We start from the raw sequence: 13,324 nt of genomic DNA, 5'->3' as shown, positions 1-13,324 counted from the left end.
GCCTGCCGACCTACTTGGCAGGATAGTCGCGCTGGTCATGGCCGGTATAGAGCTGGCGCGGGCGACCGATCTTGTAGCTGTCGCTGAGCATCTCGTGCCAGTGGGAGATCCAGCCGATGGTGCGCGACACGGCGAAGATCACCGTGAACATGTTGGTCGGGATGCCCATGGCCTTGAGGATGATGCCGGAGTAGAAGTCGACGTTCGGGTAGAGCTTGCGCTCGATGAAGTACTCGTCCTCCAGGGCGATCTGCTCCAGGCGCTTGGCGATCTTGAGCTGCGGGTCGTCGGCCATGCCGAGCTCGGCCAGGACCTCGTCGCAGGTCTCCTTCATTACCTTGGCGCGGGGATCGAAGTTGCGATAGACGCGGTGACCGAAGCCCATCAGCTTGAACGGGTCGTCCTTGTCCTTGGCGCGGTCGACGAAGCGCTGGATGTTCTCCTCGGACTCGTCGCCGATCTCGTCGAGCATGTTCAGCACCGCCTCGTTGGCGCCGCCGTGGGCGGGGCCCCAGAGGGCTGCGATGCCGGCGCTGATGCAGGCGAAGGGGTTGGCACCGGTGGAGCCGGCCAGTCGCACCGTGGAGGTGGAGGCGTTCTGCTCATGGTCGGCGTGGAGCATGAAGATGCGGTCCATGGCCTTGGCGTAGACCGGATTGATCTTGTACTCCTCGCAGGGGTTGCTGAACATCAGGTAGAGGAAGTTCTCTGCATAGCTCAGGTCGTTGCGCGGGTAGTTGAACGGCTGCCCGACATTGTACTTGTAGGACATGGCCGCGATGGTCGGCATCTTGGCGATCAGGCGGATCGCGCTGATCACGCGATCCTCTTCCTGGGTGATGTCCATGTGGTCGTGGTAGAAGGCCGCCAGGCCGCCGACGACGCCGCAGAGGATGGACATCGGGTGGGCGTCGCGGCGGAAGCCCTTGAAGAAGTTGTTGATCTGGTCATGGACCATGGTGTGGTTGCGGACCCGCGACTCGAAGTCGGCGTACTGCTGCTCGGTGGGCAGCTCGCCGAACAGCAGCAGGTAGCAGAGCTCGACGAAGTTGGATTCCTTGGCCAGCTGGTCGATCGGGTAGCCGCGGTGCAGCAGCACCCCCTTGCCGCCATCGATGTAGGTGATGGCGGACTGGCAGGAGGAGGTGGCCATGAAGCCGGGGTCATAGGTGAAGAGGCCTTCCGCACCCAGTCCGCGGACATCGATCACATCAGGCCCCAGGGTGCCCGAATAGACCGGCAGTTCGATCGTCTTGTCCTGACCGTCTACCGTCAGTGTCGCTTTCCTGTCAGCCATTCTGGCCTCCTCTCGAGTGCAGGGTGGAACGAAATGTCGCTATTTCGCTGAAGTTGCCGGCGAAAAGGTTCGCCCACTATAGAAGCGTCCCAGCGATTGTCAATTAGCCCATGGCGGGACTTAACTTGTACGCTTGTGGTGATATGAATAGGTTTCGTATAATAATTGGTGCTTTGCACCATGCCGGGCCGCACCGCCGCGGGAAAGCCGGCCGGAGCGCTTGGCGAAGCCCCGCGGCAGGCTAGCACCATGGTCTAGTCAGGCCGGTGTTCATTTGTCATGGGACAGCCATGTCCCTATAATCCATCCCGCGCGACTGGCAGGAAAAGGTGGTCTTGCCGCACGAGGCAACGGCCGTGTCCCTTCCCGAAACCACCGCCCGCTCGGGCCACGCCCGACCTGTCGTAGAGCGGGCCAAGAGAGTGTGTATAGAGCCGTGAATAGCAAACGACCCGTAAATCTGGATCTCTCCACGATACAGTTTCCCCTCCCCGCCCTGACGTCGATCGCCCACCGCATCACCGGCGTCATCCTCTTTGTCGGCCTGATCTTTGCCTTCTGGGCACTCGACAAGTCCCTGTCGTCCCCGGCGGGATTCGAGGCGGTGCGTGACGCCCTGGCCAACAACTTCCTGGCCAAGCTGATCGCCTGGGGTCTGCTGTCGGCCCTGGCCTTCCATTTCGTGGCCGGCATCAAGCACCTGCTGATGGATGCCGACATCGGCGTGACCCTCGAGGGTGGCATCAAGAAGGCGCAGATCACCGTGGTGGTGAGCGCCGTGCTGATCATTCTGGCTGGAGTCTGGGTATGGTAACCAACATCACGAACTTCGGACGCAGCGGCCTTTCCGACTGGCTGGTCCAGCGCGTCTCGGCGGTCATTCTCGCGGTCTACACTCTCTTCATCGTCGCCTACCTGCTGTTCAATCCGGGGCTCGATTACGCCACCTGGAGCGCCCTGTTCGCCCAGACCTGGATGCGCATCTTCTCGCTGCTGGCCTTCGTCTCCATTGCCGCCCATGCCTGGATCGGGCTGTGGACCGTGACCACCGATTACCTCAAGCCGACCGGCATCCGCGTCGGCGTCCAGACCTTCGTCATCCTGGCCATCTTCGTGTTCCTGGTCTGGGGCATTCAGATTCTGTGGGGAGCCTGATTCATGTCCAACATGCGTAGCCTGTCTTTCGATGCCATCATCATCGGCGGTGGCGGTTCCGGCCTGCGTGCCGCCCTCGAGCTGGCCAAGTCCGGCAAGAAGACCGCCGTGCTGTCCAAGGTCTTCCCGACCCGCTCGCACACCGTCTCCGCCCAGGGCGGCATCACCTGTGCCATCGCCTCGGCCGACCCCAACGACGATTGGCGCTGGCACATGTACGACACCGTCAAGGGCGGCGATTACATCGCCGACCAGGACGCGGCCGAGTACATGTGCTCCGAGGGCCCCAAGGCGGTCTTCGAGCTCGAGCACATGGGGTTGCCGTTTTCCCGTTTCGACAACGGTCGCATCTACCAGCGCCCGTTCGGCGGCCAGTCCAAGGATTTCGGGGCGGGTGGCCAGGCGGCCCGTACCTGTGCCGCGGCCGACCGCACCGGGCACGCCCTGTTGCATACCCTTTATCAGAACAACCTGAAGAACAACACCACCTTCCTCAACGAGTGGTACGCGGTCGATCTGGTCAAGAATGCCAACGGTGATGTGGTGGGTTGTATCGCCATGGACATCGAGACCGGCGAGGTGGTTCACGTCAAGTCCAAGGCCACCGTGCTGGCCACCGGCGGTGCCGGGCGTATCTATGCCTCCACCACCAACGCCCTGATCAACACCGGCGACGGTATCGGCATGGCGCTGCGCGCCGGCTTCCCGATGCAGGACATGGAGATGTGGCAGTTCCACCCCACCGGTATCTACGGTGCCGGCACCCTGGTGACCGAGGGTTGCCGCGGCGAGGGTGGCTACCTGGTGAACAAGGACGGCGAGCGCTTCATGGAGCGTTATGCGCCCAACGCCAAGGACCTGGCCGGCCGCGACGTGGTCGCGCGCTCCATGGTCATGGAGATCCTCGAGGGGCGCGGCTGCGGCGAGCACGGTGACCACGTCTTCCTCAAGCTCGATCACCTGGGCGAGGAAGTTCTCGGCAAGCGCCTGCCCGGCATCGTCGAGCTCTCCAAGACCTTCGCCCACGTGGATCCGGCCAAGGAGCCGATCCCGGTGGTGCCGACCTGCCACTACATGATGGGCGGGATCCCGACCAACGTGCATGGCCAGGCGATCATGCAGGACGCCGACGGCAACGACCATATCGTCAACGGCCTGTTCGCCTGTGGCGAGGCGGCCTGCGTGTCGGTCCACGGCGCCAACCGCCTGGGCGGCAACTCGCTGCTCGACCTGGTGGTCTTCGGTCGCGCGGCCGGCATGTTCATCGAGGGCGCGCTCAACGAGGGCATCGACTACCTCGAGGCGTCCGAGTCCGACATCGAGTCGGCCATGAAGCGCATGACCCGCTGGAACGAGTCAGGCGAGGGCGAGACCGTGCCCGAGCTCAAGCGCGAGCTGCAGAACATCATGCAGAACTCCTTCGGCGTGTTCCGCGAGGAAGAGAACATGCAGAAGGGCGTCAAGCAGCTGGCAGAGCTGCGCGAGCGTATCGCCAAGGCGCACCTGCCCGACAAGTCCAACGCCTTCAACACCGCGCGTGTCGAGGCCCTGGAGCTGGACAACCTGATGGAAGTGGCCGAGGCCACCGCCATCGCGGCGCTGGAGCGCAAGGAGAGCCGTGGGGCGCACTCCCGTTACGACTACCCGGATCGCGACGACGTCAACTGGCTGAAGCACTCGCTCTACTTCCCGACCGAGAAGCGGGTTGGCAAGCGTGACGTCAACTTCGCGCCCAGGACGGTCGATACCTTCGAGCCGAAAGTCCGCACCTATTAAGAGGGAGTCACGATGTCCACGCTTCAGGTATCCATCTACCGCTACAACCCGGAAACCGACTCCGCACCCTACATGCAGGAGTTCCAGGTCGACACCCAGGGCCGTGACCTGATGGTGCTCGACGTGCTGCACCTGATGAAGGAGCAGGACAACGGCCTGGCGTACCGTCGCAGCTGTCGCGAAGGGGTCTGCGGCTCCGACGGCATGAACATGAACGGCAAGAACGGCCTGGCCTGCATCACCCCGCTCTCCGAGGTGGTCAAGAACAACAAGCTGGCGCTGCGCCCGCTGCCTGGCCTGCCCGTGATCCGCGACCTGGTGGTCGACATGGGGCTGTTCTACAAGCAGTACGAGCGCATCCAGCCGTACCTGCAGAACGACGAGCCGGCGCCGGCCATCGAGCGCCTGCAGTCGCCCGAGGAGCGCGACAAGCTCGACGGCCTCTACGAGTGCATCCTGTGTGCCTGCTGCTCGACCTCCTGCCCGTCCTTCTGGTGGAACCCCGACAAGTTCGTCGGGCCGGCCGGGCTCCTGCAGGCCTACCGCTTCCTGGCGGACTCCCGGGATACCGCGACCCGTGAACGCCTCGGCGAACTGGAGGATCCGTTCAGCGTGTTCCGCTGCCGCGGCATCATGAACTGCGTGGCGGTGTGTCCCAAGGGGCTCAACCCGACGCGGGCGATCGGCAAGATTCGCGACATGCTGCTGGCCAATGCCACTTAAATCGTGGCGTCTGGCTTGTTATCATGTGCCACGCTTTCGGCTGCGACCCGTCGTCGCAGCCGGAGCACGGCACAGTAGTGTGAAGAGCCGGTGCCCTGGGCACCGGCTCTTGACCATCGAAATTCAGGGTTTCCGGCTTCCGGCCGGAACCGCCGGAGACGAAGACGCCCCACCGGCAGGGCATCACCGATGTCGCCATGCCCGATTCCTGGCGACGCCGACAACACCCCATCAGTGCAGGGTGACCGAGAGATGCAACAAGGCATAATGGAGTTGATGTGGCGCTCCTCCCACGTCAGTGGCGGCAATGCCCACTATGTGGAAGCGCTCTACGAGCAGTACCTCGAAGATCCCCAGGCTGTCCCCGACGAATGGCGCAATTACTTCGACCAGTTGCCGCGTCCTGACGGCAGCGCCTCACACGACGTTCCGCTTGCCCCGATCCGCGACCAGTTCTACCAGCTGGGCAGGCAGCGGCGCACCGCCCAGGCCGCTACCGACAGCGGGGAGAACAAGAAGCAGGTCAAGGTTCTCCAGCTGATCAACGCCTACCGCTTCCGTGGGCACCAGAAGGCCGATATCGATCCGCTCGGCCTGCGCAGCCCCACCCCCGTCCCCGACCTCGACCTCTCCTTCCACCAGCTCTCCAAGGCGGACCTGGACACCGAGTTCCAGACCGGTTCCTTCTTCATGGGCCTGGACAAGGCACCGCTGAAGGAGATCGTCGAGGCGCTGGAGCAGACCTACTGCCGCTCCATCGGCTGCGAGATCATGCACATCGTCGATACCGAGGAGAAGCGCTGGCTGCAGCAGCGTTTCGAGTCGGTGCGCTCGGCGCCCAGGTTCAGCGACGAGGTGCGCGAGCATGTGCTCGAGCGTCTGACCGCTGCCGAGGGCCTGGAGAGCTACCTGGCGTCCAAGTACCCGGGCACCAAGCGCTTCGGCCTGGAGGGGGGCGAGGCCTTCATCCCGATGATGGACGAGCTGATCCAGCGTGCCGGGGGCTACGGCACCAAGGAGGTGGTGATCGGCATGGCCCACCGCGGCCGTCTCAACCTGCTGGTCAACATCCTCGGCAAGAATCCCTCCGACCTGATCGACGAGTTCGACGGCAAGAAGGTGATCGAGCGCGGCTCCGGTGACGTCAAGTATCACCAGGGCTTCAGCTCCAACGTCATGACCCCGGGCGGCGAGGTGCACCTGGCGCTGTCGTTCAACCCCTCCCACCTGGAGATCGTCTCCCCGGTGGTCGAGGGCTCCGTGCGTGCCCGCCAGGACCGCCGCGACGACCCCGATGGTACCAAGGTGCTGCCGATCAGCGTGCATGGCGATGCGGCCTTCGCCGGCCAGGGCGTGGTCATGGAGACCTTCCAGATGTCCCAGACCCGTGCCTACAAGACCGGCGGCACGGTGCACATCGTCATCAACAACCAGGTCGGCTTCACCACCTCCAACCCCCAGGACGCGCGCTCCACCGAGTACTGCACCGATATCGCCAAGATGGTCCAGGCGCCCATCTTCCACGTCAACGGCGACGATGCCGATGCCGTGCTGCACGCCACCCAGGTGGCGCTGGACTACCGCCAGCAGTTCAAGCGCGACGTGGTCATCGACCTGGTCTGCTACCGCCGTCGCGGCCACAACGAGGCCGACGAGCCCTCCGGCACCCAGCCGATGATGTACAGCAAGATCAAGCAGCACCCGTCGTCCCGGGCCCTCTACGCCCAGCGCCTGGTGGAGCAGGGCGTGGTCAGCGAGGAGGCGGCCAAGGCGATGATCGAGACCTACCGGGACGACCTGGTGGCGGGCAATCACGTGGCCAATGCCCTGGTCCAGGAGCCCAACACCTCGCTGTTCGTCGACTGGCAGCCCTACCTGGGTCACGAGTGGACGGGCGACGCCGACACCACCTTCGACATGAAGCGCCTGCAGCAGCTGGCGGCCAGGATGTGCGAGATCCCCGACGGGATCACCGTGCAGCGCCAGGTGGCCAAGATCTACGAGGACCGGCGCAAGATGCAGGCCGGCGCCCTGGCGCTGAACTGGGGGTTCGCCGAGACCCTGGCCTACGCCACCCTGCTCGACCAGGGGCACCCGGTGCGCATCACCGGCCAGGACGTGGGGCGGGGGACCTTCTCGCACCGCCATGCGGTGGTGCACAACCAGAGTGACGGCAGTGCCTATGTGCCGCTGCAGCACATGGCCGATGGGCAGCCGCGCTTCACCATCCACGACTCCTTCCTCTCGGAGGAGGCGGTGCTGGCGTTCGAGTACGGCTACGCTACCACGATGCCCAACTCCCTGATCGTCTGGGAAGCCCAGTTCGGTGACTTCTTCAACGGCGCCCAGGTGGTGGTCGACCAGTTCATCTCCTCCGGCGAGACCAAGTGGGGCCGGCTGTGTGGCCTGACCATGCTGCTGCCGCATGGCTACGAGGGGCAGGGGCCCGAGCACTCCTCGGCGCGTCTCGAGCGCTTCCTGCAGATGTGTGCCGAACACAACATGCAGGTCTGCGTGCCGACCACCCCGGCGCAGATCTTCCACCTGCTGCGTCGCCAGGTGATCCGCCCGCTGCGCAAGCCGCTGGTGGTGATGTCGCCCAAGAGCCTGCTGCGCCACAAGGAGGCGATCTCCAGCCTGGAGGAGCTGGCCCACGGCAGGTTCCAGATGGTGCTCCCCGACCAGGGCAAGCACGAGGCCGACAAGGTCGAGCGCATCATCCTGTGCGCCGGCAAGGTCTACTACGACCTGGCCAGCTGGCGCGAGGAGAACGGCCGCGACGACGTCGCCATCCTGCGCCTGGAACAGCTCTACCCCTTCCCCAAGGAGGAGCTGTTCGAGGCGATCAAGGCCTACACCAACGTCACCGACGTGGTGTGGTGCCAGGAGGAGCCGCTCAACCAGGGTGCCTGGTACCCGAGTCAGCACCATATGCGGGCGGTCGCCGACATGCTGCGTGATGGCATGGGGGGCAAGCTGAAGTTTGCCGGCCGTCCGGCATCGGCGGCACCCGCGGCGGGCTACATGTCCGTGCACACCGAACAGCAGCGCCAGTTGGTGGAAGACGCCTTCAACGCCTGAAGCGACCACCGGGACGAGAGAGAACAGACAAGGGATACGACATGGCTACCGAGATCAAGGCACCCACCTTTCCGGAATCCGTTGCCGAGGGCACCGTGGCCGCCTGGCACAAGAAACCGGGCGACAGCGTCGAGCGCGACGAGCTGATCGTGGAGATCGAGACCGACAAGGTGGTGCTCGAGGTGGTGGCGCCGGAGGCGGGCACCCTCTCCGAGGTGCTCGCCGAGGAGGGCGAGGCGGTGGCATCCGAGCAGGTGCTGGGACGCATCGGCGAGGGCGCGGCCAAGGGCGCCGGCAACAAGGACGAGAAGGCCGCTGCCAAGGCCGAGAAGCCGGCCGCTGCCAAGCCCGCCGGCGGCGGCAAGCAGCACGAGGTGAAGGCGCCGACCTTCCCCGAGTCGATCCAGGAGGGCACCGTGGCCTCCTGGCACAAGCAGGTCGGTGAAGCCGTCAAGCGCGACGAGGTGCTGGCCGACATCGAGACCGACAAGGTGGTGCTGGAAGTCGTGGCACCGGCCGACGGTGCACTCACCGAGATCAAGGCGGAGGAGGGCAGCCAGGTCGAATCCGAGGCGGTGCTGGCGCTCTTCGCCGAGGGGGCCGGCGGCGCTGCCACGGCGGCCGACGAGGCGCCTGCCGCTTCCGCCGACGACGGGGCCGGCGACGAGAAGGTGGGCGACAAGATCCTCGCCCCCGCCGCTCGCAAGATGGTGGCGGAGCACGACCTCGACGTCAGCGCCATCGAGGGCACCGGCAAGGGGGGCCGCATCCTCAAGGAGGACGTGCAGAAGGCGGTCAAGGCGGGCACTGCGAAGAAGGCCGCCAAGCCGGTCGGCGGTGCCGCCAAGGCCGCCGCGGCGGCCCCGGCCGTCGAGGGCGAGCGCCCCGAGAAGCGCGTGCCCATGAGCCGCCTGCGCCAGACCATCGCCAAGCGCCTGGTGCAGGCCCAGCAGACCGCCGCCATGCTTACCACCTACAACGAGGTGGACATGGGCGCGGTGATGGACCTGCGGGCCCAGTACAAGGACACCTTCGTCAAGGCCCACGACGTCAAGCTCGGCTTCATGGGCTTCTTCGTCAAGGCGGCCTCCGAGGCGCTCAAGCGCTTCCCCGACGTCAATGCCTCCATCGACGGCACCGACATCGTCTACCACGGCTACCAGGACATCGGCGTGGCGGTCTCCACCGACCGCGGCCTGGTGGTGCCGGTGCTGCGCGACACCGACAGCATGAAGATCGCCGACGTCGAGAAGGGCATCGTCGACTTCGGCAAGCGGGCCCGTGACGGCAAGCTGGGCATCGACGAGATGCAGGGCGGTACCTTCACCATCACCAACGGGGGCATCTTCGGCTCGCTGCTTTCCACGCCGATCCTCAACCCGCCGCAGACCGCCATCCTGGGCATGCACAAGATCCAGGAGCGCCCCATGGCGGTGAACGGCAAGGTCGAGATCCGCCCCATGATGTACCTGGCGCTCTCCTACGACCACCGCATGATCGACGGCAAGGACGCGGTGCAGTTCCTGGTCACCATCAAGGCGCTGCTCGAGGATCCTGCACGCCTGCTGCTGGACATCTGAGCCTGCCGACATCACCGACTCAACGCGAACCGATCAACAGGAAGAACCACATGGCCGATAAATTCGATGTGATCGTCATTGGCGCGGGCCCCGGCGGCTACGTGGCCGCCATCCGTGCCGCCCAGCTGGGCCTCAAGGCCGCCATCGTCGAGAAGTGGCTCAGCGAGGATGGCAAGCCCGTGTTCGGTGGCACCTGCCTCAACGTGGGCTGCATTCCCTCGAAGGCGCTGCTCGAGGCCTCCCACAAGTTCGTCGAGGCCAAGCACGACTTCGACGACATGGGCATCCAGGCAGGCGACGTCCAGATGGACGTCAAGAAGATGATGGCCCGCAAGGACACGATCGTTAAGAACCTGACCGGTGGCGTGGCCGGCCTGCTCAAGGGCAACGGCGTGACCGCCATCCAGGGTACCGGCAAGGTGACCGGCGGCAAGCAGGTCGAGGTCACCGACAAGGATGGCAAGGCGACCACCTACGAGGCCGAGAACATCATCATCGCCGCCGGCTCCGTGCCGGTGGAGATTCCGCCGACGCCGCTGGTCGAGGGCATGGTGGTCGATTCCACCGGTGCCCTGGAATTCCAGGAGACGCCCAAGCGCCTCGGCGTGATCGGCGCCGGCATCATCGGCCTGGAGCTGGGCAGCGTGTGGAGCCGCCTGGGCGCCGAGGTCACCGTGCTCGAGGCCATGGACAGCTTCCTGCCGATGGTGGATACCGCCATCGCCAAGGAGACCCAGAAGCTGCTCAAGAAGCAGGGCCTGGACATCAGGCTGGGCGCCCGGGTCACCGGCTCCGAGGTCAAGGACAACGAGGTCGTGGTCAAGTACAGCGACGGCAGCGGCGAGCAGGAGATGACCTTCGACAAGCTGATCGTCTGCGTCGGCCGCAAGCCCTACACCAAGGGTGTCGTCGCCGAGGGCGTCGGTATCAGCCTCGACGAGCGCGGCTTCATCCACGTCGACGACCAGTGCCGCACCAGCGTGCCCAGCGTCTACGCCATCGGTGACTGCGTGCGTGGTCAGATGCTGGCCCACAAGGCCTCCGAAGAGGGCGTGATGGTCGCCGACATCATCGCCGGCCACAAGGCCGAGATGAACTACGACGCCATCCCCAGCGTCATCTACACCTTCCCCGAGGTGGCCTGGGTCGGCATGACCGAGCAGGACGCCAAGGCGGCCGGCATCGAGGTCAAGACCGGCAGCTTCCCGTTCGCCGCCAGCGGCCGTGCCATGGCCAACAATGCCACCGAGGGCCAGGCCAAGATCATCGCCGATGCCGAGACCGACCGCGTGCTGGGCATGCATATCGTCGGCCAGCATGCCGGCGAGATGATCGCCCAGGGCGTCATCGCCCTGGAGTTCGGCTCCAGCGCCGAGGACCTGGCGCTGACCTGCTACGCCCACCCGACCATGTCGGAGGCGGTGCACGAGGCGGCGCTGGCCGTGGACGGCCATGCCATCCACATGGTCAACCGCAAGAAGCGCAAGTAGGACAAGAAGCGCCGCCCTTCGGGCGGCGCGTCCCTTCCGGCCATGTACCGGAAGGGGTCGGTGGTAGCCGTGTACGCCACGCCGCTCGGGCGTCGGCCCGGCTGCCGTTCGAGTCACATGCAACCAATGGCATGAATCGATGAACCTTCACGAGTATCAGGGCAAACAGCTGTTTGCCGACTATGGTCTGCCGGTGTCCAAGGGCTTCGCCGTGGACTCTCCCGAGGAAGCCGGAGAGGCCTGCAAGAAGATCGGCGGCGAGATGTGGGTCGTCAAGGCCCAGGTCCATGCCGGTGGTCGCGGCAAGGCCGGCGGTGTCAAGCTGATCAAGAGCCCGGAGGAGGCCCAGGCCTTCGCCGAGCAGTGGCTGGGCAAGAACCTGGTGACCTACCAGACCGACGAGAACGGTCAGCCGGTCGCCAAGATCCTGGTCGAGAACTGCACCGACATCGCCGAGGAGCTCTACCTGGGCGCCGTGGTCGATCGCGCCACCCGCCGCGTGGTCTTCATGGCCTCCACCGAGGGCGGTGTCGAGATCGAGAAGGTCGCCGAGGAGACCCCTGAGAAGATCCTCAAGGCCGAGATCGACCCGCTGGTCGGGGCCCAGCCCTACCAGGCGCGTGAGCTGGCCTTTGCCCTGGGCCTCGAGGGCGCCCAGGTGAAGCAGTTCACCAAGATCTTCCTGGGCCTCTCCAAGCTGTTCCACGACAAGGATCTGGCGCTGCTCGAGATCAACCCGCTGGTGATCACCGACGAAGGCAACCTCCACTGCCTCGACGCCAAGATCAACCTGGACAGCAATGCCCTGTACCGTCATCCGGACCTGCAGGCCATGCGCGACCCGTCCCAGGAGGACGAGCGCGAGGCCGAGGCGGCCGCGTGGGAGCTCAACTACGTGGCACTGGACGGCAACATCGGCTGCATGGTCAACGGCGCCGGCCTGGCCATGGGCACCATGGACATCGTCAACCTCCACGGCGGCTCCCCGGCCAACTTCCTGGACGTGGGCGGCGGTGCCACCAAGGAGCGCGTGGCCGAGGCGTTCAAGCTGATCCTCTCCGACGACAACGTCAAGGCCGTGCTGGTCAACATCTTCGGCGGCATCGTGCGCTGCGACATGATCGCCGAGGGCATCATCGGTGCCGTCGAGCAGGTCGGCGTCAACGTGCCGGTCGTGGTGCGCCTGGAAGGTACCAACGCCGAGCTGGGTGCCGAGAAGCTGGCCTCCAGTGGTCTGAACATCATCGCTGCTACCAGCCTGACCGATGCGGCTCAGCAGGTCGTCAAGGCAGCGGAGGGCAAGTAATGAGTATCCTGATCGACAAGAACACCAAAGTCATCTGCCAGGGCTTCACTGGCGGCCAGGGGACCTTCCACTCCGAGCAGGCGATCGCCTACGGCACCCAGATGGTCGGCGGCGTGACCCCGGGCAAGGGCGGCCAGGAGCACCTGGGCCTGCCGGTGTTCAACACCGTCAAGGAAGCCGTGGAAAAGACCGGCGCCGAGGCCAGCGTGATCTACGTGCCGGCCCCGTTCTGCAAGGACTCCATCCTCGAGGCCGCCAACGCCGGCATCAAGCTGATCGTGTGCATCACCGAGGGCATCCCGACGCTGGACATGCTCGACGTCAAGGTGAAGTGCGACGAGCTGGGCGTGCGCCTGATCGGCCCGAACTGCCCGGGCGTGATCACTCCCGGCGAGAGCAAGATCGGCATCATGCCGGGCCACATCCACAAGCCGGGCAAGGTCGGTATCGTGTCGCGCTCCGGCACCCTGACCTACGAGGCGGTCAAGCAGACCACCGACCACGGCTTCGGCCAGTCCACCTGCGTGGGCATCGGCGGCGACCCGATCCCGGGCTCCAACTTCATCGACATCCTCGAGATGTTCGAGAAGGACCCGGCCACCGAGGCGATCGTGATGATCGGCGAGATCGGCGGCACCGCCGAGGAAGAGGCGGCGGCCTACATCAAGGCTAACGTCTCCAAGCCGGTAGTCTCCTACATCGCCGGCGTCACCGCCCCTCCGGGCAAGCGCATGGGCCATGCAGGCGCCATCATCTCCGGCGGCAAGGGCACCGCGGACGAGAAGTTCGCCGCCCTCGAGGACGCCGGCGTGAAGACGGTGCGTTCGCTGGCCGAGATCGGCGATGCGCTGAAGGCAGTGACCGGCTGGTAAGCCGCTCGTTTCCGCCAAGGCAGCGTGAAAGGGCACCCCCGGGT

At 65.4% G+C, this 13,324-nt stretch carries 10 protein-coding genes; 9 read left to right on the top strand and 1 reads right to left on the bottom strand.

Features of this window, described 5'->3' with window-relative positions:
• Positions 1-10: 10 nt before the first annotated feature.
• Positions 11-1,297 (bottom strand): citrate synthase, encoded by a 1,287-nt coding sequence (gene gltA / locus ACOMD9_RS05565; protein WP_421412683.1) that lies wholly within the window; start codon positions 1,295-1,297, stop codon positions 11-13.
• Between the two features lie 436 nt (positions 1,298-1,733).
• Between gltA and sdhC the strand changes: the two genes are divergently transcribed.
• The 9 genes from sdhC to sucD all read left to right on the top strand — a co-directional run bounded on the left by sdhC (position 1,734) and on the right by sucD (position 13,280).
• A complete protein-coding gene (sdhC, locus tag ACOMD9_RS05560) occupies positions 1,734-2,111 on the top strand; it encodes a succinate dehydrogenase, cytochrome b556 subunit (protein ID WP_421412682.1) in 378 nt (125 codons plus the stop codon).
• On the top strand, positions 2,105-2,452 hold the full coding sequence (gene sdhD / locus ACOMD9_RS05555; RefSeq protein WP_421412681.1) for a succinate dehydrogenase, hydrophobic membrane anchor protein: 348 nt from the start codon (positions 2,105-2,107) through the stop codon (positions 2,450-2,452). Before sdhC ends, sdhD begins: the two co-directional genes overlap by 7 nt.
• Positions 2,453-2,455: 3 nt before the next feature.
• Complete coding sequence (sdhA, locus tag ACOMD9_RS05550; protein ID WP_421412679.1) at positions 2,456-4,228, top strand: succinate dehydrogenase flavoprotein subunit; 1,773 nt, start codon at positions 2,456-2,458, stop codon at positions 4,226-4,228.
• Between the two features lie 12 nt (positions 4,229-4,240).
• A complete protein-coding gene (locus ACOMD9_RS05545; protein WP_421412678.1) occupies positions 4,241-4,951 on the top strand; it encodes a succinate dehydrogenase iron-sulfur subunit in 711 nt (236 codons plus the stop codon).
• A gap of 252 nt (positions 4,952-5,203) precedes the next feature.
• Positions 5,204-8,032 carry a 2-oxoglutarate dehydrogenase E1 component gene (locus ACOMD9_RS05540; protein ID WP_421412677.1) on the top strand — a complete coding sequence of 943 codons (2,829 nt, stop codon included), beginning with the start codon at positions 5,204-5,206 and terminating at the stop codon, positions 8,030-8,032.
• A gap of 41 nt (positions 8,033-8,073) precedes the next feature.
• Positions 8,074-9,612, top strand: a complete 1,539-nt coding sequence (gene odhB, locus ACOMD9_RS05535) for a 2-oxoglutarate dehydrogenase complex dihydrolipoyllysine-residue succinyltransferase (RefSeq protein ID WP_421412676.1) — start codon at positions 8,074-8,076, stop codon at positions 9,610-9,612.
• 50 nt (positions 9,613-9,662) lie between these two features.
• The gene (gene lpdA, locus ACOMD9_RS05530) at positions 9,663-11,102 is read left to right on the top strand and encodes a dihydrolipoyl dehydrogenase (RefSeq protein ID WP_421412675.1); all 1,440 of its coding nucleotides are present in this window, start codon (positions 9,663-9,665) and stop codon (positions 11,100-11,102) included.
• A gap of 139 nt (positions 11,103-11,241) precedes the next feature.
• Positions 11,242-12,408 (top strand): ADP-forming succinate--CoA ligase subunit beta, encoded by a 1,167-nt coding sequence (gene sucC, locus ACOMD9_RS05525; RefSeq protein ID WP_421412674.1) that lies wholly within the window; start codon positions 11,242-11,244, stop codon positions 12,406-12,408.
• The gene (sucD, locus tag ACOMD9_RS05520) at positions 12,408-13,280 is read left to right on the top strand and encodes a succinate--CoA ligase subunit alpha (protein WP_421412672.1); all 873 of its coding nucleotides are present in this window, start codon (positions 12,408-12,410) and stop codon (positions 13,278-13,280) included. The genes sucC and sucD overlap by 1 nt, the downstream gene beginning before the upstream one ends.
• Positions 13,281-13,324: the final 44 nt, after the last annotated feature.

It is taken from the genome of Halomonas terrestris (genome assembly GCF_049166755.1).
In the GTDB taxonomy this organism is placed as follows: domain Bacteria; phylum Pseudomonadota; class Gammaproteobacteria; order Pseudomonadales; family Halomonadaceae; genus Halomonas.
This window is presented reverse-complemented; position numbering and strand designations above follow the sequence as displayed.

Bases quoted from the DNA above. Each gene is read 5' to 3' on its own strand.
- gltA (WP_421412683.1), bottom strand. From the start codon at position 1,297: ATGGCTGACAGGAAAGCGACACTGACGGTAGACGGTCAGGACAAGACG.
- sdhD (WP_421412681.1), top strand. From the start codon at position 2,105: ATGGTAACCAACATCACGAACTTCGGACGCAGCGGCCTTTCCGACTGG.
- sdhA (WP_421412679.1), top strand. From the start codon at position 2,456: ATGTCCAACATGCGTAGCCTGTCTTTCGATGCCATCATCATCGGCGGT.
- ACOMD9_RS05545 (WP_421412678.1), top strand. From the start codon at position 4,241: ATGTCCACGCTTCAGGTATCCATCTACCGCTACAACCCGGAAACCGAC.
- ACOMD9_RS05540 (WP_421412677.1), top strand. From the start codon at position 5,204: ATGCAACAAGGCATAATGGAGTTGATGTGGCGCTCCTCCCACGTCAGT.
- odhB (WP_421412676.1), top strand. From the start codon at position 8,074: ATGGCTACCGAGATCAAGGCACCCACCTTTCCGGAATCCGTTGCCGAG.
- lpdA (WP_421412675.1), top strand. From the start codon at position 9,663: ATGGCCGATAAATTCGATGTGATCGTCATTGGCGCGGGCCCCGGCGGC.
- sucC (WP_421412674.1), top strand. From the start codon at position 11,242: ATGAACCTTCACGAGTATCAGGGCAAACAGCTGTTTGCCGACTATGGT.
- sucD (WP_421412672.1), top strand. From the start codon at position 12,408: ATGAGTATCCTGATCGACAAGAACACCAAAGTCATCTGCCAGGGCTTC.